This window comes from Sulfuriferula nivalis (assembly GCF_009937995.1).
GTDB classification, from domain to species: Bacteria; Pseudomonadota; Gammaproteobacteria; order Burkholderiales; family Sulfuriferulaceae; genus Sulfuriferula; species Sulfuriferula nivalis.
The window spans coordinates 1,465,722-1,487,985 of record NZ_AP021881.1 but is presented as its reverse complement, the minus strand read 5'-3'; the positions used below and the strand labels follow the sequence as shown (position 1 = coordinate 1,487,985).

The following is a 22,264-nucleotide window of genomic DNA, read 5'->3' as shown; positions in this document are numbered from 1 at the left end:
ACTCAGCATCAGCAAACCTTGTGAGTAGAAGATGAGCACGCTAAAATTATTTGAAAATAATCAGATACGTTCCCTATGGGATAAAGAACAGCAAGCCTGGTTTTTTAGTGTCATCGATGTGGTGGGTGTGCTTTCTGGTTCGACAACACCGCGTCGCTACTGGACTGATCTCAAACGCAAATTAACACAAGAATCTGGCTCCGGCCAACTGTACGAAAAAATCGTACAGTTGAAACTCGTGGCACAAGATGGCAAATCACGTGTAACAGACTGCGCCGACACCGAAACCTTGCTACGCAACTTTGATCAGGTTGATGCGTTTCACTTCTGCCATGAGAGTAAAACATGACCAGCCAACTCCCTACCCTCGCCAAACTATTCGCAGAACACAGCGGCAAAGTATCAGATAAATGGACTATCTATATCTCCGAATACGATCGGCTATTCCAGCCCTATCGCAGCCAGCCTGTTCGTCTGCTTGAGATCGGCATACAGAATGGCGGCTCACTGGAAATTTGGAGTAAATATTTCACCAAAGCGGCTAAATTTATCGGCTGCGACATCAACCCGGATTGCGCACAGCTGCAATTTGACGACCCAAGAATCACAGTGGTCGTGGCCGACGCCAATACCGATGAAACCCAGCAACATATATTAAAGCTATCACCAGATTTCGACCTGATTATTGATGATGGCTCGCATCAATCCGGTGATATTGTCCGTTCGTTTGCACGTTACTTTACCCATCTTAATGACGGCGGGCTGTACATCGCCGAGGATCTGCATTGCAGCTATTGGCAGGATTTTGAAGGTGGCCTATTCCAGCCCTACTCATCCATTGCTTTTTTCAAGCAGCTTGCCGACACCATCAACCATGAGCACTGGGGTATTGATAAAACCCGCACTGAGTTGTTGCGCAGCTTTAATCGCCAATACAACACTCGGCTTGATGAAGCATCCCTCGCGCATATCCACTCCATCGAGTTCATCAATTCAATGTGTGTAGTTCGCAAAGCGATACCTGCCGATAACGTGTTGGGGCAACGTTTTATAGCAGGCAGTCATGCGCTGGTATGGGACGGTGCTCTACAGATTAATAGCAGCAGTTGCACACATCCGGACCAAAGTGCCAACCCATGGACAGCAAGAGAAATGTCCATCGAAGAAGAGTTAACAGTACGTATCCAGGAGATCACCAGTCTCAATCAAACCATGTCCGAGCGCGACGGGGAAACCGCCGACCTAATCAAGACCGTATTAGCGCAAGATCAAAATGTTTTTCAGAAAACATTTGACGCGGTATGGTATGTAAAAAAATATCCTGATATTGATCCAGCGATAGTTGACCCCTATCAACACTACATCCATTACGGCATAATGGAAAGACGCATACCCTCCGCCGACCTTGCTGGCTTTGTTCGCAACGGACTGCTAGCGCGATTGGGTGAGCTTCACGCCCAATCCAATCAAGCCAAGCAACAAGCCGAAGCCCAACAGCGCCAGCTGGTAGAACAAGAAAAAACATACACCGAGCACGAGCAAAGCCTCAGTCAGCAACTGCAAGCGATACATCAAGAGTTGCACCACTTGGAACAAGCGCGCGCTCAACGCGAACAAGAATTTGCCACACAACTACTCGCCATCCAGCAACAAGCCGACGCAGACAAAAACGAATTAAGCCAACAGTATCAAACACGAATTGAGACAATACAACGCCAACAAGCAGAACATGAATGGCTCGCCGCTGAACGCATCCAACTCTTAAATCAGCAAATTCATCATTTACAAACAGAACAAATCACACGAGAACAAACCCATACAGCAACCCTCACCGCATTGCACCGTGAACTGACCGCTCAAGCTCAAGAACAGGCGCAACAACAGGCTCAACGCGAACAAGAATTTGCCACACAACTACTCGCCATCCAGCAACAAGCCGACGCAGACAAAGACGAATTAAGCCAACAGTATCAAACACAAATTGAGGCAAATCAACGCCAGCAAGCAGAACATGAATGGCTCACCGTTGAACGCATCCAAATCTTAAATCAGCAACTTCATCATTTACAAACAGAACAAATCACACGAGAACAAACCCATACAGCAACCCTCACCACATTACACCGTGAACTAACCGCCCAAACGCAACAACAGGCACAGCGCGAACAAGAATTTGCCGCACAATTACTCACCATACAACAGCAAGCCGACGCAGACAAAGACGAATTAAGCCAACAGTATCAAACACAAATTGAGGCAAATCAACGCCAGCGCGCGGAGCATGAACAAACGCTCAATACGCAATTGCTCGCAAAGCAGGATGAATTGACACAACTTAGCCAACGCTGGTTAGATGCACAACAAGCTTATACGCAATCCGTGAGCCAACTTGAACAACAATTACAAACTATGCGCACCAGCTATATATGGCGCTGGACGGCACCATTACGGTCTTTTGCCCAACTATTTATTAAAAGTGACGCAAGTTTGCAAGAAGACCTGCACGACAGTAATGATATGGTCCCGCACACACTGAGCTTGATGCAAGACGGAACAGTCATCAATCCGCTTCAGTCAAGTCCACAAGTGGATATTCACGAACAATTGACCATGAACAACTCAGCGCCAACATCAGGATCAAATATGTCAGCAAACCGAACCCCACGTATCGCTCAAAGTATTGTTGAACTTCTTTCTTATTACGATGAAGAGTTTGTTCATTACGCATACCAAACACTATTGGGAAGAGCACCCGATGCAGAGGGGTTACGTTATTACTTGGCTCGTGTACGGTCAGGTGTGAGTAAAGTAGAAATACTGACTCAACTTCGCTTGGGTACGGAAGGGAAATCGCGGCAGTTAAAAATCACTGGGTTGGATAAAGCAATTCGACGCCACAAACAATTGAAAACACCTTTACTTGGTTCATTATTACGGGTCTCTGGGGTGAGCGAATTGGGTAATGCAGATCAAAGCTTGCGTGCAGTTGAGAATAAACTCTACGCGCTTAATATACAGATACGGCAGGGGTTGTCGGAGGTAAGCCGCTCATTGAATCGATTGCAACAAATAGAGATTCCTTGTGAAGACGTAATGAAAGAGACAAAAAATTTGGTGCCAGATTTAGACGACGATAGTATCTTTACCTATCCCACTGAAATGAACTCCAAACCGTACGATCCAATTAATGATAGATATCATGCAACTTTGTCTGAAATTAGCTCACGTCTTAGAACACCTGATAGTGGCACATCAAACAGGTCTATGGAAAAGGTAAAGATATCTATTCTTATGCCTGTCTACAAAGTACCGTTACCTTTTCTCACGAAAGCTATTGAATCAGTTCAATATCAAACTTATACCAATTGGGAATTATGTATCGTAGACGATGGTTCTAATGATATAAATTTAACCAAATATTTAAATGAGGTTGCGCATAAAGACAGTAGGATAAAACTGGAAATAGCTAGCAATAATAGAGGTATCGCAAGCGCAACAAATGCCGCCATCTCAATGTCAACGGGTGAGTTTATTGCATTACTTGATAATGACGATATGCTAACAAACGATGCATTGTATTGGATTGCATCTGAAATCCAATCATACCCAGATGTAGACTACATCTACTCTGATGAGTGTAAAATGGATGAGCATGATGTACCAGTTGAACTGTTCACCAAACCAGACTGGAGTCCAATCGCACTATTTAACTGCATGTACACGGGTCATCTATCTATCTATAGGAAAAAGGTTCTAGAGCAAGCTGGTCTCATGCGTTCCGCATATGATTTCTCTCAAGACTATGATTTGGCACTGCGTGTTTCAGAGTTAACGAATAATGTACGTCATATAGCAAGAATACTCTACGGGTGGCGGATGATTGCTGGATCTGGCGCGCAAGGTGACAAACCTTATGCACGAGCTACAAACATTGCAGCGCTACAAAATGCTACTGAACGGCGAGGCTTTTCCGGTGAAGCAGTCGCAGAACCGAGTGCAAATCATTTTAGAGCCGCCCCTGTATGTATGGAACAAATGGTATCTATTGTTATTCCATCGGACAATTTGAAAAACATCCAAAACACAGTAAACTCAATTAAAGAAAACACAATATATAATAATTTCGAAATTATAGTAGTGACTAACTCAGGCATAGTTAATTCATGCCGAAAAGTTGATTGGTCTTCAGATGTTTTGTGGGTGTCATATGATAAGGAATTTAATTTTTCAGAAAAATGCAACGTAGGTGCTGAGCAGGCATCGGGTGACATTATCGTTTTTTATAATGATGATGTCAGAGTGGTAAGCAAAAATTGGATTGAAATGATCTTGGAATGCTTCATTCATACGAACGTAGGTATTGTCGGACCAAAACTTCTATATGAAAACTACCTAATTCAACACGCTGGCATGGTCACTGGTGTTCGTGGTTTAGTTGGAACTGCTTTTCACTGCCTACCTCATGAAACGAGTAAGCATTTCAATGCCGCACTTTCCTTAAGAGAGGTTTCATTGATATGTGGAGCTTGCCTCGCCATTAAGCGAAATGTATTCAATATCATAAATGGATTCGATGCGGTTAATGCCCCCATTTCCCACTCAGATGTTGATTTGTGTTTTAGGGTGCGTGAGGCTGGATACGCTTGTTTGTACACTCCTCATGCCACTCTAATTCATATTGGACATATGTCAATCGGTGAGGCGGAAAAAAAATCAAAACCCATTATTCAGAAAAAAGACAAATCTGATATTTTTCTCTTACGGCAGTGGGGGAAATATACCTCCTATGATCCTTATTTTCCGCCCGCAATGCGAGACATTCTTTATCATGACTCACCGGAACTTTGGCAATTACATGCTAATGTTCCGCCAGCACCTGCTGGTGGGAAAGATGTATTGTTAATTTCTCACGACTTATCGGGTAGTGGCGCGCCTCGGATTGTTTTTGAAATGGCGCGAGTATTACGTGACGCCGGACATTTTGTTGTAGTGGCATCACCAGAAGATGGGGTTTTTCGAGAACAGCTCAATGCTCTTGGTGTTCCGGTTATTATTGATGAGTTGTTATTGCGGCGACATGCATCACTTGAAAAATTAGCAATAAATTTCGATCTGGTAATTGCAAATACGGCAGTTACTTGGCCTGCAGTAAAACAGCTCGGGGGCATAGTTGACACATTTTGGTATATACATGAAATATCTTTACTCCAACATCTTTTTAATATTCAACCAGAAATTAAAGAAGCTTTTCAACACGCCAAAAAGGTATGGGTCGGTAGCGACCATGCGGCAGCACTAACTATTCCGTATCGCCCAGACACAGTTATACTCAAATATGGTGTTAATCCGCTATACACCGCTGAAAATGAACTGCCTGCCATCCGACTACCCTTACGCGTATCACTCTTCGGTTCCTATGAGCAGCGAAAAGGACAGGATATTGCAATTGCTGCCTTTGCAACATTACCGCCCGAGTACAGAAATAAACTTCGTTTGAATCTATTTGGTCGGATTCTTGATGAAAATCTATATCAAATGGTTGCCCTTTCATCACGCGATCTTCATGAGGTTACCTTAAAAACCGAGATACCTTATGAACGATACATTGAAGAATTATTAGCCTCGCATGTCGTGCTTGTAGCATCTAGAGATGACACATTACCCTTTGTTTCCATTGATGCCCTTGGTGCAGGCAAAGTGTTGATGTGTACGAACACTACAGGAACCTCATCATATATTGAGCATGGAGTCTCAGGTTTTGTCTCTTCATCACCTGAGCCATACGCAATCGCCTTGGTTTTGCGAGAAGCCATAGATCGCATGTCTGAGTTAGATGCTATTGCATTAAATGGCCGGAAAGTATTTGATTTGGAATTTTCTGTTTCAGCTTTTACTGCTGCTTTTTTTAATGCATGTGACATTAATTAGGATGAATATTGTAATTTTGGGTGGAGGTGGCTTTATTGGATCTGCGATTGCAGATCGATTACTACTTGATGGACATCATTTACGTATATTTGAACGCCCGAGAGTCGAACCGTATCGTCAGTTTTCTGGAACTGAGCAAGTTGAATGGACAACTGGTGACATACTTAGTGTACACGACATAAGTCATGCATTAGAAGACATGGAATTAGTTATCCATCTTGTTTCAACCACTCTCCCAAAAGGCTCAAACGACGACCCTATTTATGATGTCCAGAGCAATTTAGTTGGAACGCTACAAATACTGAATGCTATGGTCGCAATGAACATACGAAAAATCATATTCATTTCGTCTGGAGGTACAGTATATGGGGCACCACAATACTTACCTATTGACGAGGTTCATCCTTGTGAACCACAGGTTTCTTACGGCATTACTAAACTCGCTATAGAAAAATATCTAAATTTATACGAAAAAATTTACGGAATTAAAACAGTTACTCTTCGGGTTGCCAATCCTTTTGGTAAGCGGCAACGGGTCGAAACCGCTCAGGGTGCTGTTAGCGTATTCTTGCATAGAGCTATGAACGGACAGCCGATTGAGATATGGGGTGATGGTCGCGTTATTCGGGATTATATTTATATCGATGATGTAGCTGAAATATTCGCTCACGCAGTTAGTTACAATGGTTCAAAAAGCATTTTCAATGTTAGTCAAGGTGTAGGTACCAGCCTGAATGAGCTTGTTGGTATTATTGAGGAAATTTTGGGCCATACAATTGAAAAGCGTTATCTCCCAGCTCGTAATTGTGATGTACCGATAAGCGTGCTATGCAATAATCTAGCGCGACAAGAGATGGGATGGGCTCCCGCAGTATCACTTCGTGAGGGCATTAAACTCACCTCAGAATGGATGTTAAAAGGGCTGACCCATATTGTAAAAAATGATTAATCAAAAACAATTAATCAACGACGTCAGAAAAACACTCTTGCCTCCCCCACCGCCATTCGTGCAATGGCTGGAGCGGGTGTTGCGGCTACTGCCTAGCCAATTCCACCCCGTCCAGCCATTGCCCGTTAACGATGTCGTGGTCATTAATGCAGACAATGGTGATTATTATGCCGCTACCGATCATCCGTGCTTTCAACTAATCCCTGAATCGCCCCCCCCCTCTGCTGGCTGGTTTTTGCTTGAAGCAGCATTGGTGCGGCACGGCGGCAACCGTATTGCAAAGCTGTATGTTGATTTGGGGTGTGGTTATATTGAGGACGACAGTATTTTTATCCCTTCAAATCGCAGGGGTTCCATCACCGAGGTGGTTTATCTGCCGCAGGGCTTAAACAATGTACGCTGGTCACCAATGGAAAGCAATGGGCGATTTACCCAAAGCGCACTGATTTTTCATCGCATTACTGCGTTAGAGAGTTTTTTTCGGCGTGCCTGGCGGGTGTGGTCGGATAGCTGGCGCTTACGGCATTTATCGCTTATCGAACGCAAACAGGTTAGCTGGTATCGCCCCTTGGTAAATCTATCAGCCGCGTATGCATGGAGTGCCGATTTGCGCCGCGCGAATTCAAGTACGACAGATTACGCCAGCTGTATTCAACGTAACGACACGCTCACGGCGGATGATGTGATTGCGATCAATCAACACATTCCGCGATTAGCACTTAAGCCCGTGTTGTCTATCCTTATGCCGGTATTTAACCCGCCTGTGGATTTTTTCATTGCGGCTTTGGATTCGGTGCTGGCACAGCACTACCCTTATTGGGAGCTATGTATTGCCGATGATGCCTCGACAGATAGCCATACCCACGAAATGATAGCCGCTTATGTTGCCAAAGATAAGCGTATCAAAACGGTATTTCGCCCTGTAAATGGCCACATATCTGCCGCATCGAACAGTGCACTGGCATTAGCAACAGGTGAGTTTGTGGTGTTGATGGATCAGGATGATGTATTGCCAGCCCAGGCTTTGTATCATGTCGCGGTGGAGATTAACCGTTACCCTGATGTGGCTCTGATTTATTCGGATGAAGACAAGATAGATGAATTGGGATACCGTTCTGAGCCGTATTTCAAATCAGACTGGAATCCTGATTTATTTTATTCGCAAAATATGTTCTCGCATCTGGGCGTTTACCGAACATCGCTGATGCATGAGGTGGGTGGTTTCAGGCTAGGGTTTGAGGGTGCACAGGATTATGATTTGGCGTTGCGCTGTATTGAACGCATCAACAACCCTAAGCAGATTCGGCATATCCCCCGCATACTTTACCACTGGCGCGTGCATGCAGAAAGTACAGCATCATCGTCAGATGCCAAGCCTTATGCCATGATTGCGGGTGAACGTGCAATTAATGCACACTTCGAACGCCAAGGTGTAAATGCCAAAGCAGAGCTGATTGTATATGGTTACCGTGTACGTTACGCCCTGCCTGATCAGCTACCCTTGGTAACGCTGATTATCCCCACCCGCGATCAAGTGGATGTGCTGAGGAAATGTATAGAGAGCCTGCAAACCAAAACCGACTATCCTAATTTTGAAGTGCTGGTGTTGGATAACCAAAGCAGCGACCCTGCTACGCTGAAATATCTAGCTGCATTGGGCAAGGACAGCCGCTTTAAGGTTATCCGATATGATGCGCCGTTTAATTACTCGGCCATCAATAATTACGCGGTGACTTTGGCCAAAGGTGAAATCATCGGCTTGGTGAACAATGACATTGAAGCGATACACGCCGACTGGCTGCATGAAATGGTCAGCCATGTACTGCGCCCAGAAGTGGGTGCAGTGGGGGCGAGATTACTATATTTCGATGGCACAATACAACACGCTGGAGTAATTTTAGGGATAGGTGGTTTCATAAGCCACGCGCATAAATTTTTTGATGGCAATGATTGGGGTTATTTCGGTCGCGCAAAGCTCACTCAAACTCTTTCCGCTGTGACTGCCGCCTGCCTGTTAGTGAGAAAGTCAGTGTATGCGCAAGTAAATGGTTTGGATGAAGAAAATCTGACCGTATCTTTTAATGATGTGGATTTTTGTATTAAATTACGGGAAGCAGGCTACCGCAATATTTATACCCCGTATGCCACGCTGTACCACCACGAATCGATAAGCCGAGGGCAAGAAAACACCCCGGAGAAACAAGCCAGATTTTTAAGCGAATTCACCTTTATGCAAAAAAAATGGGGCGATTTGCTAAAAACTGACCCCTATTACAACCCTAATTTAACGCTAACCACCGAGGATTTTGGGTTAGGTAACCATGATGTCAAATCACCGCATCATGGATATCCATTAAAAATAAATTAGAACCACTTACCGAAGGAAATAACCTTATGATTTTAGTCACTGGTTCAGCCGGTTTTATTGGCTCTAACTTTGTTCTCGACTGGCTCGCACAATGCGATGAGCCTGTCATCAATCTGGATAATCTCACCTACGCGGGCAATCTTAAAAACCTGGACAGCTTGCAGGGCGATGCGCGGCACATATTTGTTCACGGCGATATTGGCGATAGCGCGCTGGTTGCGGATTTGCTCAAGCGTCACGCGCCGCGTGCAGTGGTGAATTTTGCTGCTGAATCGCACGTTGATCGTTCGATTCATGGCCCAGAAGATTTCATTCAAACCAATATCGTCGGCACTTTCCACTTGCTCGAAGCTGTGCGCGGTTATTGGAATATGCTAACAGGCGAGGACAAGGCGAATTTTCGTTTCCTGCACGTTTCTACCGATGAGGTTTACGGTTCGCTAGCCAAGGATGAGCCTGCTTTTACCGAAATGCATCGCTATGAACCGAATAGTCCATATTCTGCTTCTAAAGCCGCGTCTGACCATTTGGTACGGGCTTATCATCATACCTACGGCTTGCCCGTGTTAACGACTAACTGCTCCAATAACTACGGGCCGTTCCATTTCCCGGAAAAACTCATCCCATTGATGATAGTCAACGCATTGGCAGGCAAGTCATTGCCGGTGTACGGAGATGGTATGCAGATACGCGACTGGCTATATGTCAAAGACCATTGCAGCGCGATACGGCGGGTGCTGGAAGCCGGACAACCAGGCGAGGTATATAACATCGGGGGCTGGAATGAAATGCCGAATATCGAGATTGTGAAGACCGTATGCGCCTTGCTTGACGAGCTACGCCCACGCTCCGATGGCAAACCTTATAACGAGCAAGTAACTTATGTAGCCGACCGCCTCGGCCATGATCGCCGCTATGCAATTGACGCGAGCAAAATCGAACGTGAACTAGGCTGGCGACCCGCAGAAACTTTCGCCACAGGAATACGCAAAACCGTACAATGGTATTTGGATAATGCCGACTGGGTGGCGAATGTGCAATCGGGTGAATATCGGGATTGGGTAGGTAAACACTATGGCGAGGTGACGAGTGCCTGAATTAAGCCGTTTTCTTGGTATTATTATTTTTATGAACTGGGTTGATCACCCATTACCGCATTTCCATGCGCGTTATGGTGACTATGAAATTACAGTTGAAATTCAAACGGGTGTAGTCCGTGGCACATTCCCTAAGCGTGCGTTACGGGCGACACTTGAATGGTTAGATTTGCATCAGGCTGAGTTGATGGAAGATTGGCAATTAGCACAAACGCGCAAACCATTAAAACCCATTGCCCCTTTGGAGTAATTATTATGTTTTTACATACAGAATATGTTGAGCCACGTTTAGGTTATAAATTATTTGTCCAATTTAACAATGGTACTTCGGGCGAAATTGATTTATCCAATGCACTATGGGGCGATGTTTTTGAACCACTGCATGATGAACGTTTATTTATGACCGCTAAACAGGATGCCATCATGGGCACGGTGGTTTGGGATAACGGCGCTGATTTCGCACCTGAGTATTTATTTGAGTTATATACACAACAATCTGGCTTGGCTGCATAGGATATTTTTTGAACATTTTACTCTTGGGCAAGAGAACGGACAAGTTGGCTGGAAGCTACAGCGCAGCCTTGCACCTGCTTAATAGCGACGCATACATAATTGCAGCATGTCTGCACTATGCTTGCGGCAAAATTTAAATTTCATTTACTTGGATTACCCCCATTGAAACCAATTACCTCAGTTAATTATCCTTTAGTACGCACCTTACTCAGCTCGTTGATTATTGCGTCCAGTCTTAGTGGCTGCGCTTCCTATCCAGACTGGCTGCCATCATCTGGCCCTAGCCGTCAGCAAGTATTAGAGAGTACCGATAGCCCACGTGTAGAGGGCATACAAATCGTTGATATTGATGATGCCGTTGCGCGCAAGTTGCTCGCGGATCAAAAAAAGGCCTTGTTTTCTGAAGCATTCGACAACACAAACCACCTAGGCTATGTCATTGGTGCTGGTGATGTCATTGAGGTATCTATTTGGGAGGCGCCGCCCGCGATGTTATTTGGTGGCGCGGCAATTGATCCACGCATGGGGCCTTCAACCACGCGAGTAACGACTTTCCCTGAGCAAATGGTGGGCAGTAACGGGATGATTAATATTCCTTTTGCTGGGCAAATCGCATCCGCAGGCAAAACGCCACAACAAATTGAAGCTGAAGTCGTACAGCGCTTAAAAAGCAAGGCAAATCAACCACAGGTGCTGGTACGTATTATCCGCAACAATACGGCCAATGTTACCGTGGTCGGCGAGGTCGGCGCGAGTACGCGGATGCCACTTACCGCGCGTGGCGAGCGGTTACTGGATGCGCTTGCTGCTGCTGGTGGCGTGCGTCAGTCAGTGAACAAGATGACGCTGCAAGTAACGCGTGGCGATAAAGTGCAAGCATTACCGCTGGATACGATTATTCGCGACCCGAAGCAAAATATCGTTTTGCAGCCGGGTGACGTGGTCACGGCGTTATTCCAGCCACTGAGCTTTACGGTACTGGGCGCAACAGGCAAAAACGAAGAAATCAATTTTGAGGCGCAAGGGATTTCACTGGCGCAGGCATTGGCACGAGCAGGTGGTTTACAAGATTCACGCGCTGATGCGCGCGCGGTGTTCATTTTCCGTTTGGAAGATAGTAAAGCATTGAACTGGAAAACACCGCCTAAAACTACGCCAGATGGTAAAGTGCCTGTGGTTTACCAACTTAATCTGAAAGACCCAGCGAGCTTTTTTGTCGCACAAAGCTTCCCGATTGATAACAAAGATGTATTGTATGTATCCAATGCGCCAGGTGCTGATTTGCAGAAATTCTTGAATATTGTGGTGTCGGTGATTTATCCGATTGTGAACGTGGGTACGATTAAATTTTGATCAGCGGTCACGTATCAAAAGACAATCGGCTCACACAGGCAAAGTTTCTGTGCGTAGATTGTGGCTACGAAAATAACGCCGATGTGGTCGGCGCGATCAATGTTTTAGAGCGGGGATACCGCTTGTTAGCCTGTGGAGAGTCGGCGCAGTCAGGTCGCTCGATGAAGCAGGAACCCACCGAAGCGACCTCGCAAATCACCGCGTAGCGCCGTAGGAATCCCCTTCCTTCTGGGAGGGGAGGATGTCAAGTTATTTGTCTAACGCTGGCAGATAAACGTATTACATTTTTGTGCTAATATTAGGTATTACTTTCATACACAAGGAGATTTGCATGCATGCCACGACGCTTTCATTTCGAGCTGGCGATGAATTCGCCCAACAAACACGCTCTATGGCTAACGCCATCGGCCTAAAGAGTTCAGATTATATCCGCCAGGCGGTTAATGAGAAAAACGAACGGGTGATGGCTGAGCATATTGCCATGCTGTCGAGAGAACTTGCCGCCGAACACCTCTCTTTTAATGAATCACTCGAAGGCTCACTGGCAGATGGCCTTGACTAATGTTTTGCGGGGACAGGTCTGGGAGGTCAACTTCGAACCGCAAACGCACAAAGAAGAACCAGGCAAACGTAATCGCCCAGCCTTGGTCATTCAGACCGACCTTTTAAATGCGAATGGCCATCCAACTACTATTGTTGTGATGGGAACCACTAACGTGAAGCGAGACAAAGACTACTTTCCGATTCGTATTGCTTTGATAAATCAACCAGGACTAACTCAGGACACGGATTTGCTCATCGATCAAATCCGCGCCATTTCAAACCAGCGTTTTATGGGCGATAAACCGCTGGCGATGCTGAGCACTAACCACCTGAAGCGTGTTGAGGAGGCGCTTAAGCTGCTAATTGGTAGGTAAAGAGGGGTGGATAGGCTGCTGATTTGAGCAATGGATTCCTGGCAATGACTCAGGACAGCACGCACCCTAGCCGCTCACGACTACAAAATAGCTGATGCAAAAACCGCAAATCATTTCAGCACAATGCATGAGCTGACAGGCATACTATGGAACGCGACGTTTGCCTTTATTAAACATTGGCGATGAGCAATATATCACTAACAGAAGATCGAATCGAATGGCAAAAAAAGTAGCAATTATTGGAATGGCTTTTCGTTTTCCCAGCACCAACAACGCTCACTATTGGGATGACCTGCTAGCTGGGCGCGATTTGGTAACTGAGGTGGATGCCGAACGTTGGGCGTTGGATACTTATCGTCATCCTGATAAAACCCATCCTGGCACCAGCTATACCTTTGCAGCGGGTTCAGTAGGTGATGTATCTCAATTTGATGCTGGATTTTTCGGCATTTCCCCGCGCGAAGCTGCACTGATGGATCCGCAGCAACGTTTGCTGCTGGAAATGAGCTGGGAGGCGCTGGAAAACGCGGGCGTGAAGCCGTCTTCTCTACGCGGAAGTCGCTGTGGCGTGTATATCGGTATCGCCAGCAACGACTATGCTTATCGTTTGGCTGATGACCTGAATACCGTCGATTCCACCACCGCCACAGGCAATACCAGCAGTATCGCGGCCAACCGCATTTCCTATGTGCTGGATTTGCGTGGCCCGAGTATGGCGATAGATACCGCCTGCTCGTCGTCTATGGTGGCGTTTCATCAAGCATGTCAGTCTATACTTTCAGGTGAAAGCATACAGGCACTCGCAGGCGGCGTCAGTCTGCATTTACATCCTTATGGTTTTATCACCTTCTCTAAAGCATCCATGCTGTCCAAACGCGGACGCTGTCAGGTATTTGATGCTGCAGGTGATGGCTATGTGCGCTCTGAGGGTGGCGGTGTATTCCTGCTTAAGGATTATGATCAGGCGATTGCTGACGGTGATCGAATTCTGGCGGTAGTGGCAAGTTCAGCAGTCAACACCGATGGTCGTAAATCTGGCCTGACCGTGCCTAGCGCGAAGGTACAAGCTGAGTTGCTCACACACGCTTATGCAAAAGCAGGCATCGATCCTGCAACTATTGATTATCTTGAAGCACACGGCACGGGTACCGCTGTCGGTGACCCGATAGAAACGCGCGCAATTGGTGAAGCATTAGGCAAACGCCGCGCCAAAAATAAACCTTTGCTTATTGGGTCGATTAAAAGCAATCTCGGTCATATGGAAGCAGCCTCAGGCATTGCTGGCCTGGCCAAGGCGTTGCATTGCATCCAGCACCGCGTTATACCTGCAACAATTGGCGTGAAGACACTCAATCCCAACATTGATTTTAATGATTTGAATGTGGAAGTCGTCACTGAAAATCGCCCATTAAAAAAATCCGGCAAAATTATTATCGGTATCAATTCGTTCGGTTTTGGCGGTGCTAACGCTCACGTCATTCTGGAAAGCCATGAAGTCCCCAAAGCCAAAGCACCCGCTTCCCCGAAAAACACCGACCTGCCCATCATGCTCTCGGCAAAGGACAATGCCGGACTCAAACAAGCTGCGAGTGAGTTTGCGGCATTCCTGAATTCACAGTCCAGGACAGCGCTTTACGACATCAGTTACAACACGATTTTTAACCGCGAAGCGCATAGCCATCGCGTTGTGCTAACGGGTACGACACCTGCTGCCATTGCCAAATCTTTACTTGCCTTTGCCAATGACGCAGCTAACAACAGCGAAGTACAAACTGGCATTGCATTAACCAAACCTGCTGGCCCAGCCTTCATCTATTCAGGTAATGGTTCGCAGTGGGCGGGCATGGGTAAGCTATTGCTACAAGAATCCGCCCTATTCCGTACAACTATCCGTGAAATTGACGCACTCTTCCGCCTGTATGCTGATTTTTCGCTGGAAGATGAGTTAGCTGGCAAACACGGCGACGACCGCTATGAATTAACTGAAATTGCGCAACCCGCCTTATTCGCATTACAAGTCGGCATTACCCGTATGTTGGTACAACGGGGTATTACGCCTGTTGCCGTAGCTGGTCACAGCGTTGGCGAAGTGGCGGCGGCTTGGGCGTGTGGCGCATTATCGTTAGCTGATGCCGTAGCCGTGATCTATCACCGTAGCCATGCCCAGGGTACAACCAAGGGCGAGGGTCAGATGACAGCGGTAGGCTGCGGAATTGCCGATGCACAAGCATTATTAACATCAATCAAAAGCACATTGGCAATAGCGGGGATTAACAGTTCTCGCGGTATCACCGTTGCTGGTAATGCGGACCAACTTACCCAACTCGAATCCGCTTTATCAGCTCGAGGCATTCCTTACAAACGTCTACCACTGGATTATGCTTTCCACAGCCCAGCCATGGATGCGATAGAAACCGATATTAAACATACGCTTAAGCATGTCAAGCCTGTCGCATCAACTATACCGTTTTACTCAACGGTAACAGGCCAATTGCTGGATGGACGTAAACTTGATGCTGAGTATTGGTGGCACAACATACGCAAACCTGTCTTATTTGAACAAGCCAGTAAGCAAATACTAGCCACGGGCACAAATATTTTTATCGAAGTCGGCCCTCATGCAGTGATGCGTGGTTATCTTAATGACGCCATGAAAGACAGCAATACTGAAGGATGTGTGATTACCACATTAACCCGTCAGGATGATGCTGCAGATCGCGTCTGGGCAGCAGTTAATTCGGCCATCATTGCTGGTGCATGCATAGACTGGACTAGCTTGTTCCCTGTATCAGGCAAATTCATCAGCTTACCTAATTACCCGTGGCAGCGTGAGCGTCACTGGCATCCCGTATCAGCTGCATCGATGGGCTTGTTGAGTCGACATAAGGTTCATCCGTTATTAGGTTATGCGCTGCAACAACATGTGCTCACTTGGGAAAATCAACTCGATACACTTATTCTACCTAGTTTGGCAGATCACGTAGTCGGCGAAGCAACGGTGTTTCCTGGTACTGGTTTTGCAGAGCTGATGCTGGCAGCAGCACTGGCATGGAAACCCTCCGAATTAGCTGAAATTGAAGAGTTGGAAATCCGTTCACCGCTGATACTAAGCGACGAACACGCCAAAACCATACGCATAAGTATCGCCACACAAGATGGCAGTGTCAGCATTGTTGGACGCGATCAGGCGGGTACAGAACCGTGGACTACACATGCGGTAGCGCGCATATTGAGCGAACCCGGTGATATTCTGCTAACGCAGATTGCGCCAGATATTCCAACCCGCCAACCTGACTTTGATCATATCAGCCATGATGCGCTGACCCGTGCTGCAGGACTGAATTATGGCGCTGAATTTCAACGTATAGCGCATGGCTGGATCGATGGCGTGACTGCATTTGCAGTCTTTTCCCCTGCCCTGTCTGCATCTGATTTAGCCCAAACACACCTCCACCCCGCTATATTGGATTGCACTTTCCAGCTGATTATTCAATTACTGAAAGATGATTTGGCGCTATTTGAAGGCATTGCGTTTGTTCCCGTTAAAATGGGTCGCATCGCTTTCCGGCAAACCGGTGCGGCACCTCATAGCGCCCAAGTAACTTTATTGAACCGTTCACCGCATTCACTAACAGCTGAGTTTACGGTTTTTGATCAAAACGGTATCGCCATTGCGGTTGTCAAGGAAGCTCGCTTCCGTAGTGTGCGTTTACAAAAACAGGCAGCGGATCATTTGCGTTTCCTTGATTTTCACGCAACACCGGTACCCCATCCACTCACACCGATTACAGCCAGCATTAGTTTTGCTGAAATACGTACCGCACTAAAGGGCGTGGTGCAACAATGCACACAACAGCAGCTATTTGATCGTTATGCCTTTGAGGTTGAACCATTACTCGATAGCTTATGCAGCGGCTTCACTGTGCAGGCATTGCAACAATTAGCGGATAAGACTGGTGTGCTCACCAGTAAGGCAGTCACAACATATCAGCAATCCGCACCACAAGCGGCGCCCTATTTCACGCATTTGTTAACAATGGCAGAACAGGATCAGGCCATTACTGTTAGCAAGAATGGCTGGGACATTCCAGTCAGCCAGGCTGATAGCATATTGCCGATAGATATTTGGAATAGTCTGGTAGCAGATTACCCTGATTACTTTCAAATCATACACAGTGTAGGACGTATAGGCTTACATTTGCCAGCCTTACTTACTGGCGACATTAATCCAGCAAAACTGGCTTCTGATGCATCCTCACTTGCGGCATTAACCCGTCTGGCACTAGGCAAATTAGGCAAACAACAACTCACGGCCAATGTACGTGACTGGATTACTTACAGCTTAAAGCTATTGCCTGCGGGTCAGCGTCTGGGTGTACTGGAAATCAGCGCAAGTACACCACTGTTTGCCACTGATATTTGTGCACAACTGGATTTCAACCGCAGTGATTACACGTTTGCCAGCCCTTCTGAATCGGCACTGGAAGAGGTTGCCTCATTACAAGAACATTATCCTCGCTTCAATACCAGTCTGATCGACGCTGCCACGACTACCCCCGCATTTTGCCAACTGGCTATCGTGCAACTTGATTTTAGTACCCCTGAAGAAGCCATACGCGCGCTCAAATATGCGAATTCGCAATTGATTGAGGGTGGCAGCCTGTTATTGATAGGTCAACATCCATCACGCTGGATGGATTTTGTGTTTGGTTGCCAGGCCAAAGCGATAGCAACAGATACAGCCTGGCATTCTGCACAACATTCTGCGCAATTTTGGCAGCAGCAGTTGCAAACATTGAATTTTATCAATGCCGAACACCTGGATTTAATACCCGATGCACATGCTGGTCCCTATTTGCTGATAGCACAAACCGCAGCCAAACCAATTTCGGCCACACCCTCTACTCTGGCACGCAACTGGCTAATACTGGCTGATAAAACAGGCTATTCCGCACAACTAGCCAACTTGCTAACAAAAAAATTGTCAGCCTATGATGCCCAAGTCCGCATCGCCCGTGCAGGCGATAGTGCGCACATTGCATCCTTATTGCTCGACACCACAGCTCAGCTTGACGGTATCATCTATCTAGCGGGTCTTAATACGGTGACTGATACTCCTGTAACCCTGCTCGACTTGCAGGTTGAACGTTGCGCCAACGCCGTAGCCATTATCCAGGCATGTGAATCGACCCAGATCAATACCACTTGCTGGTTAATTACTGCCAATGTAAGCACTGATCTGCTTTCCGAGTTTGAGCAGACTAGCTCTTCAACCGCTTCGCTGCCAGATGCTACATTGTGGGGATTTGGCCGCACTTTGATGAATGAGCAATCCAATTACGCGATACGCATGGTTGATCTGCATGCTCCAGATAAACTGGAAACTGTTGCCAACGCATTGAGTCAAGAATTCATGCTGGCTGATAAGGAAACCGAGGTTATACTCAATGCACACGGTGCACGTTACGCGCCACGCCTGCGACTTGAACCGCGCCCAGTTGCAGCTACAGTAGCACCACTTACCACGCCCACTTTACGCCTGGCTTTCCAGACACCGGGACAGCTACGTAATTTACGTTGGGAAGCTCACCCTCGCGTCCCACCTGCTGCACACGAAATCGAAGTCGAAATCCATGCCACGGGTCTAAATTTCAGAGACATCATGTATGCGCTCGGCATGCTCTCTGATGAGGCCATAGAAAACGGATTCGCTGGCCCGACACTGGGACTGGAATTTGCTGGTGTCGTGACCAATGTAGGTATGCAAGCCAATGGTTACGCTGTGGGTGACCGTGTTGTTGGCTTTGGCCCGTCTAGCTTCAGTAACCGCGTAATTACTCAGTCCAGCGCCATTTCACTGATACCTGAAGCCATCTCATTTGCAGCTGCAGCAACTATACCTAGTACCTTTTTAACGGTTTACTACTCGCTACATCAACTTGCCCAGCTACAACCTGGCGAAAAATTGCTGATACACGGTGCGGCAGGCGGTGTAGGCATAGCCGCAATACAAATTGCTAAATGGATAGGCGCGGAAATCTACGCCACAGCAGGATCCGATGAAAAGCGTGATTTCTTACGACTGGCTGGGGTTGAGCACATTTATGATTCACGTTCACTGGCTTTTGCTGATGAGATACTCACCGACACAGCGGGTGCTGGCGTGGATGTTGTGCTCAACTCACTGGCGGGCGAAGCTATCAACCGCAATTTCCGCGTGCTAAAACCGTTTGGACGTTTCATCGAGTTAGGTAAGCGCGATTTCTACGAAAATACCAAAATAGGCTTGCGACCATTCCGCAACAACATCAGCTATTTTGGTGTTGATGCTGATCAGCTCATGCAAGTCCGCCCAGATTTTACCCGCAAACTATTTGCTGAAGTGATGAATCTGTTTGTTGATGGCACTCTGCATCCACTGCCCTATACCGTATTTGAAGCCAACGACATTGTTGACGCTTTCCGTTATATGCAACAAGCCAAACAAATCGGCAAGATAGTCGTCACATATCATCAACCTATACATCAGCACCATTGCTCTATCAAACCCGCAAAACCACAACTCCAACTCAATGCCAATGCGACTTATCTTGTCACAGGTGGAGTCAATGGGTTTGGTCTAAAAACCGCCGAATGGCTGGCTGCCAAAGGTGCACGGCATTTAGTATTGATTAGCCGTAGAGGGCCTCAATCAGTCGAAACACTGGCCAGTATTGCGCAGCTGAAGGAACAAGGTGTGCAAGTATATGCTACTGCTTGTGATGTCACCGACTATCAAGCACTGAGCATGTTATTGCAACACATCGCCAGCACCATGCCACCACTTAAAGGCATAGTCCATGCGGCGATGGTAATTGCAGACGGTTTAATCCGCAACATGGATGCTGCACAGATCCAGCGTGTACTTGCACCAAAAGTACTCGGCGCATTGCACTTACATCAACTGACTGAAGCATTAGCACTGGATTATTTTATAATGTTTTCGTCAGCAACCACGTTATTTGGTAATCCTGGGCAAGGTAACTATGTGGCCGCCAATGCCACGCTGGAAGCACTCGCCCGCAATCGCAGAGCTGCTGGATTGGCCGCAACTTGTGTACGCTGGGGTGCAATTGACGACGTAGGCTTCCTCGCCCGTAATGAAGAAATCAAGGATGCACTGCAAGGTCGTATGGGTGGTGGTGCACTCAACTCTGCTGTTGCCCTAGACGCGCTAGAAAGTATCTTAATTGCTGACCGTTCTGGGTTAGGCATACTGGAACTAGATTGGAAAGCGCTCGCGCGTTTCTTGCCCAGTGCCAACTCGGCCAAATTCAGTGAGATGGCACAACAAGATCAGGACAACAATGCAAATACAGATAACGGTGCAGATATGCAGCGATTACTGGCCGAGCTAACCGATGATGAATTGCAGATCGCTATCATAGCCATGCTCAAACAGGAAGTTGGCGAGATTCTGCGCGTTGCGCCCGATAAGATCGATGCCAACCGCTCTATCTACGACATGGGTCTGGATTCATTAATGGGTGTGGAGTTGGTCGTTGCATTGGAATCTCGATTTGGCATACGCCTGTCGGTGATGGCATTGAGCACCAGCCCAACCATAGCCAAATTAGCTGAACGTCTGATCACACAATTAAAAGGTAGCGATAAAGTAGAAGCCAGTGCGGTACAACAGCAGGTTGAGCAAGTTGCCGCACAGCATGGGACAGAAATGACTGCAGAATCAGTGAATAATCTAATGCGTGATGTTCAGACCAACAGCACAGCTACCAACAAACGGATGATAAGCTGATGGCAAGCAAAGGGATAACTGGACTTACCGCACAGATCAAGGACAAACTGATACAGCAGGCACTCGAACGCAAGCTGCGTCAGGTTGAGCAGCAGACAGATGCACCGTTAGCCAAATCAACCCAGGCTGACAATATCCCTGAGCAACACTACCGTTTTTACCTTCATCCAGGCTATCAACAACTGCGCATCATCAATGATGGTGCAGCACGCATGGGGATCAGCAATCCATTTTTCAAATTACATGAGGGTATTGCTGGCGCCACCACTAAAATTGGCGGTCGTGACTATATCAACTATGCCAGCTATAACTACCTTGGTTTGTCTGGTGATGCCCGTGTAGCCGATGCTGCCAAACAGGCGATAGACCAATACGGCACATCTGTTTCTGCCAGCCGCCCGGTGTCAGGCGAACGTCCGATACATCGTGAGCTGGAACACGCTATTGCTGAAGTTTATGATGTAGATGACGCAATCGTGTTTGTCAGCGGCCACGCTACCAACGTCACGACCATAGGCTATTTATTCAACGCCAAAGACCTCATCCTGCACGATGAATTCATTCACAATAGTGCCTTACAAGGCATGGTGCTGTCCGGTGCAAAGCGTCTGTCATTCCCACACAATGACTGGCAGGCGCTGGAAAAAATCCTGGGCGAACAGCGTCACCATTTCGAGCGTGTGCTGATCGTAATTGAGGGCATCTACAGCATGGATGGCGATTACCCTGACTTGCCCAAGTTTGTTGAGCTAAAGCAACGTTATCGGGCATTTCTGATGGTAGATGAGGCGCACTCGTTCGGCGTCATGGGCACGCGCGGTTTAGGTATACGCGAACATTTCGGCATTAATGGCAAGGATGTCGATATCTGGATGGGCACGCTGAGTAAGTCACTGGCAGGCTGTGGCGGTTATATTGCTGGAGAAACTGCATTGGTCGAACACTTGAAGTTTCTCGCGCCAGGCTTTCTCTACAGTGTTGGTATGCCACCACCCGTTGCGGCAGCATCATTAGCCGCATTGCAGTGCATGCTGGATGAACCAGCAAGGGTCACCACACTGCAGGCACGCGGGCAATATTTCCTGCAACTGACCAAAGCAGCAGGCATTAACACAGGCACCAGCGCAGGCTATGCCGTCATTCCTGCTATTGTTGGTAGCTCTATCAAAGCTGCACGACTATCTGCTGCTTTATTCCAGCACGGTATTAACGCGCAACCCATACTCTATCCAGCAGTTCCTGAAAAATCAGCGCGACTACGGTTTTTCGTCTCAAGTGAACATACCGAAGCACAAATCGCCCACACCGTCGAAGTGCTGGCGACGGAACTTGGACGGCTATAAA

The 22,264-nt window shown here is 47.1% G+C and carries 12 protein-coding genes; all 12 read left to right on the top strand.

Annotation, left to right across the window (positions count from 1 at the left end; translation table 11 throughout):
* Positions 1-31: 31 nt before the first annotated feature.
* The 12 genes from SFSGTM_RS07585 (at position 32) to SFSGTM_RS07525 (ending at position 22,263) form a co-directional block, all read left to right on the top strand.
* Positions 32-349, top strand: a complete 318-nt coding sequence (locus SFSGTM_RS07585; RefSeq protein WP_162084631.1) for a BRO-N domain-containing protein — start codon at positions 32-34, stop codon at positions 347-349.
* Complete coding sequence (locus SFSGTM_RS07580) at positions 346-5,928, top strand: glycosyltransferase (protein WP_162084630.1); 5,583 nt, start codon at positions 346-348, stop codon at positions 5,926-5,928. The genes SFSGTM_RS07585 and SFSGTM_RS07580 overlap by 4 nt, the downstream gene beginning before the upstream one ends.
* Positions 5,849-6,877 (top strand): NAD-dependent epimerase/dehydratase family protein, encoded by a 1,029-nt coding sequence (locus SFSGTM_RS07575; protein WP_232526066.1) that lies wholly within the window; start codon positions 5,849-5,851, stop codon positions 6,875-6,877. Before SFSGTM_RS07580 ends, SFSGTM_RS07575 begins: the two co-directional genes overlap by 80 nt.
* Positions 6,870-9,245 (top strand): glycosyltransferase family 2 protein, encoded by a 2,376-nt coding sequence (locus SFSGTM_RS07570; RefSeq protein WP_162084629.1) that lies wholly within the window; start codon positions 6,870-6,872, stop codon positions 9,243-9,245. Before SFSGTM_RS07575 ends, SFSGTM_RS07570 begins: the two co-directional genes overlap by 8 nt.
* Before the next feature lie 26 nt (positions 9,246-9,271).
* Positions 9,272-10,342 carry a dTDP-glucose 4,6-dehydratase gene (gene rfbB, locus SFSGTM_RS07565; protein WP_162084628.1) on the top strand — a complete coding sequence of 357 codons (1,071 nt, stop codon included), beginning with the start codon at positions 9,272-9,274 and terminating at the stop codon, positions 10,340-10,342.
* Positions 10,335-10,592: a DUF4160 domain-containing protein gene (locus SFSGTM_RS07560; protein ID WP_162084627.1), complete on the top strand. Its 258-nt coding sequence runs from the start codon at positions 10,335-10,337 to the stop codon at positions 10,590-10,592. Before rfbB ends, SFSGTM_RS07560 begins: the two co-directional genes overlap by 8 nt.
* 5 nt (positions 10,593-10,597) lie before the next feature.
* Positions 10,598-10,855, top strand: a complete 258-nt coding sequence (locus SFSGTM_RS07555; RefSeq protein ID WP_162084626.1) for a DUF2442 domain-containing protein — start codon at positions 10,598-10,600, stop codon at positions 10,853-10,855.
* A gap of 162 nt (positions 10,856-11,017) precedes the next feature.
* A complete protein-coding gene (locus tag SFSGTM_RS07550) occupies positions 11,018-12,208 on the top strand; it encodes a polysaccharide biosynthesis/export family protein (protein WP_232526064.1) in 1,191 nt (396 codons plus the stop codon).
* Positions 12,209-12,539: 331 nt separating this feature from the next.
* The gene (locus SFSGTM_RS07540) at positions 12,540-12,770 is read left to right on the top strand and encodes an antitoxin of toxin-antitoxin stability system (RefSeq protein WP_162084624.1); all 231 of its coding nucleotides are present in this window, start codon (positions 12,540-12,542) and stop codon (positions 12,768-12,770) included.
* Positions 12,757-13,125 (top strand): type II toxin-antitoxin system PemK/MazF family toxin, encoded by a 369-nt coding sequence (locus SFSGTM_RS07535; protein WP_162084623.1) that lies wholly within the window; start codon positions 12,757-12,759, stop codon positions 13,123-13,125. The genes SFSGTM_RS07540 and SFSGTM_RS07535 overlap by 14 nt, the downstream gene beginning before the upstream one ends.
* Before the next feature lie 217 nt (positions 13,126-13,342).
* A complete protein-coding gene (locus SFSGTM_RS07530; protein WP_162084622.1) occupies positions 13,343-20,920 on the top strand; it encodes a type I polyketide synthase in 7,578 nt (2,525 codons plus the stop codon).
* Positions 20,920-22,263, top strand: a complete 1,344-nt coding sequence (locus SFSGTM_RS07525) for an aminotransferase class I/II-fold pyridoxal phosphate-dependent enzyme (protein WP_162084621.1) — start codon at positions 20,920-20,922, stop codon at positions 22,261-22,263. Before SFSGTM_RS07530 ends, SFSGTM_RS07525 begins: the two co-directional genes overlap by 1 nt.
* The last annotated feature ends 1 nt before the right edge of the window (position 22,264 follow it).

Excerpts from the sequence above, each read along its gene's own strand:
- SFSGTM_RS07585 (WP_162084631.1), top strand. The coding sequence starts at position 32 with ATGAGCACGCTAAAATTATTTGAAAATAATCAGATACGTTCCCTATGG.
- SFSGTM_RS07580 (WP_162084630.1), top strand. The coding sequence starts at position 346 with ATGACCAGCCAACTCCCTACCCTCGCCAAACTATTCGCAGAACACAGC.
- SFSGTM_RS07575 (WP_232526066.1), top strand. The coding sequence starts at position 5,849 with ATGGCCGGAAAGTATTTGATTTGGAATTTTCTGTTTCAGCTTTTACTG.
- SFSGTM_RS07570 (WP_162084629.1), top strand. The coding sequence starts at position 6,870 with ATGATTAATCAAAAACAATTAATCAACGACGTCAGAAAAACACTCTTG.
- rfbB (WP_162084628.1), top strand. The coding sequence starts at position 9,272 with ATGATTTTAGTCACTGGTTCAGCCGGTTTTATTGGCTCTAACTTTGTT.
- SFSGTM_RS07555 (WP_162084626.1), top strand. The coding sequence starts at position 10,598 with ATGTTTTTACATACAGAATATGTTGAGCCACGTTTAGGTTATAAATTA.
- SFSGTM_RS07540 (WP_162084624.1), top strand. The coding sequence starts at position 12,540 with ATGCATGCCACGACGCTTTCATTTCGAGCTGGCGATGAATTCGCCCAA.
- SFSGTM_RS07535 (WP_162084623.1), top strand. The coding sequence starts at position 12,757 with ATGGCCTTGACTAATGTTTTGCGGGGACAGGTCTGGGAGGTCAACTTC.
- SFSGTM_RS07530 (WP_162084622.1), top strand. The coding sequence starts at position 13,343 with ATGGCAAAAAAAGTAGCAATTATTGGAATGGCTTTTCGTTTTCCCAGC.
- SFSGTM_RS07525 (WP_162084621.1), top strand. The coding sequence starts at position 20,920 with ATGGCAAGCAAAGGGATAACTGGACTTACCGCACAGATCAAGGACAAA.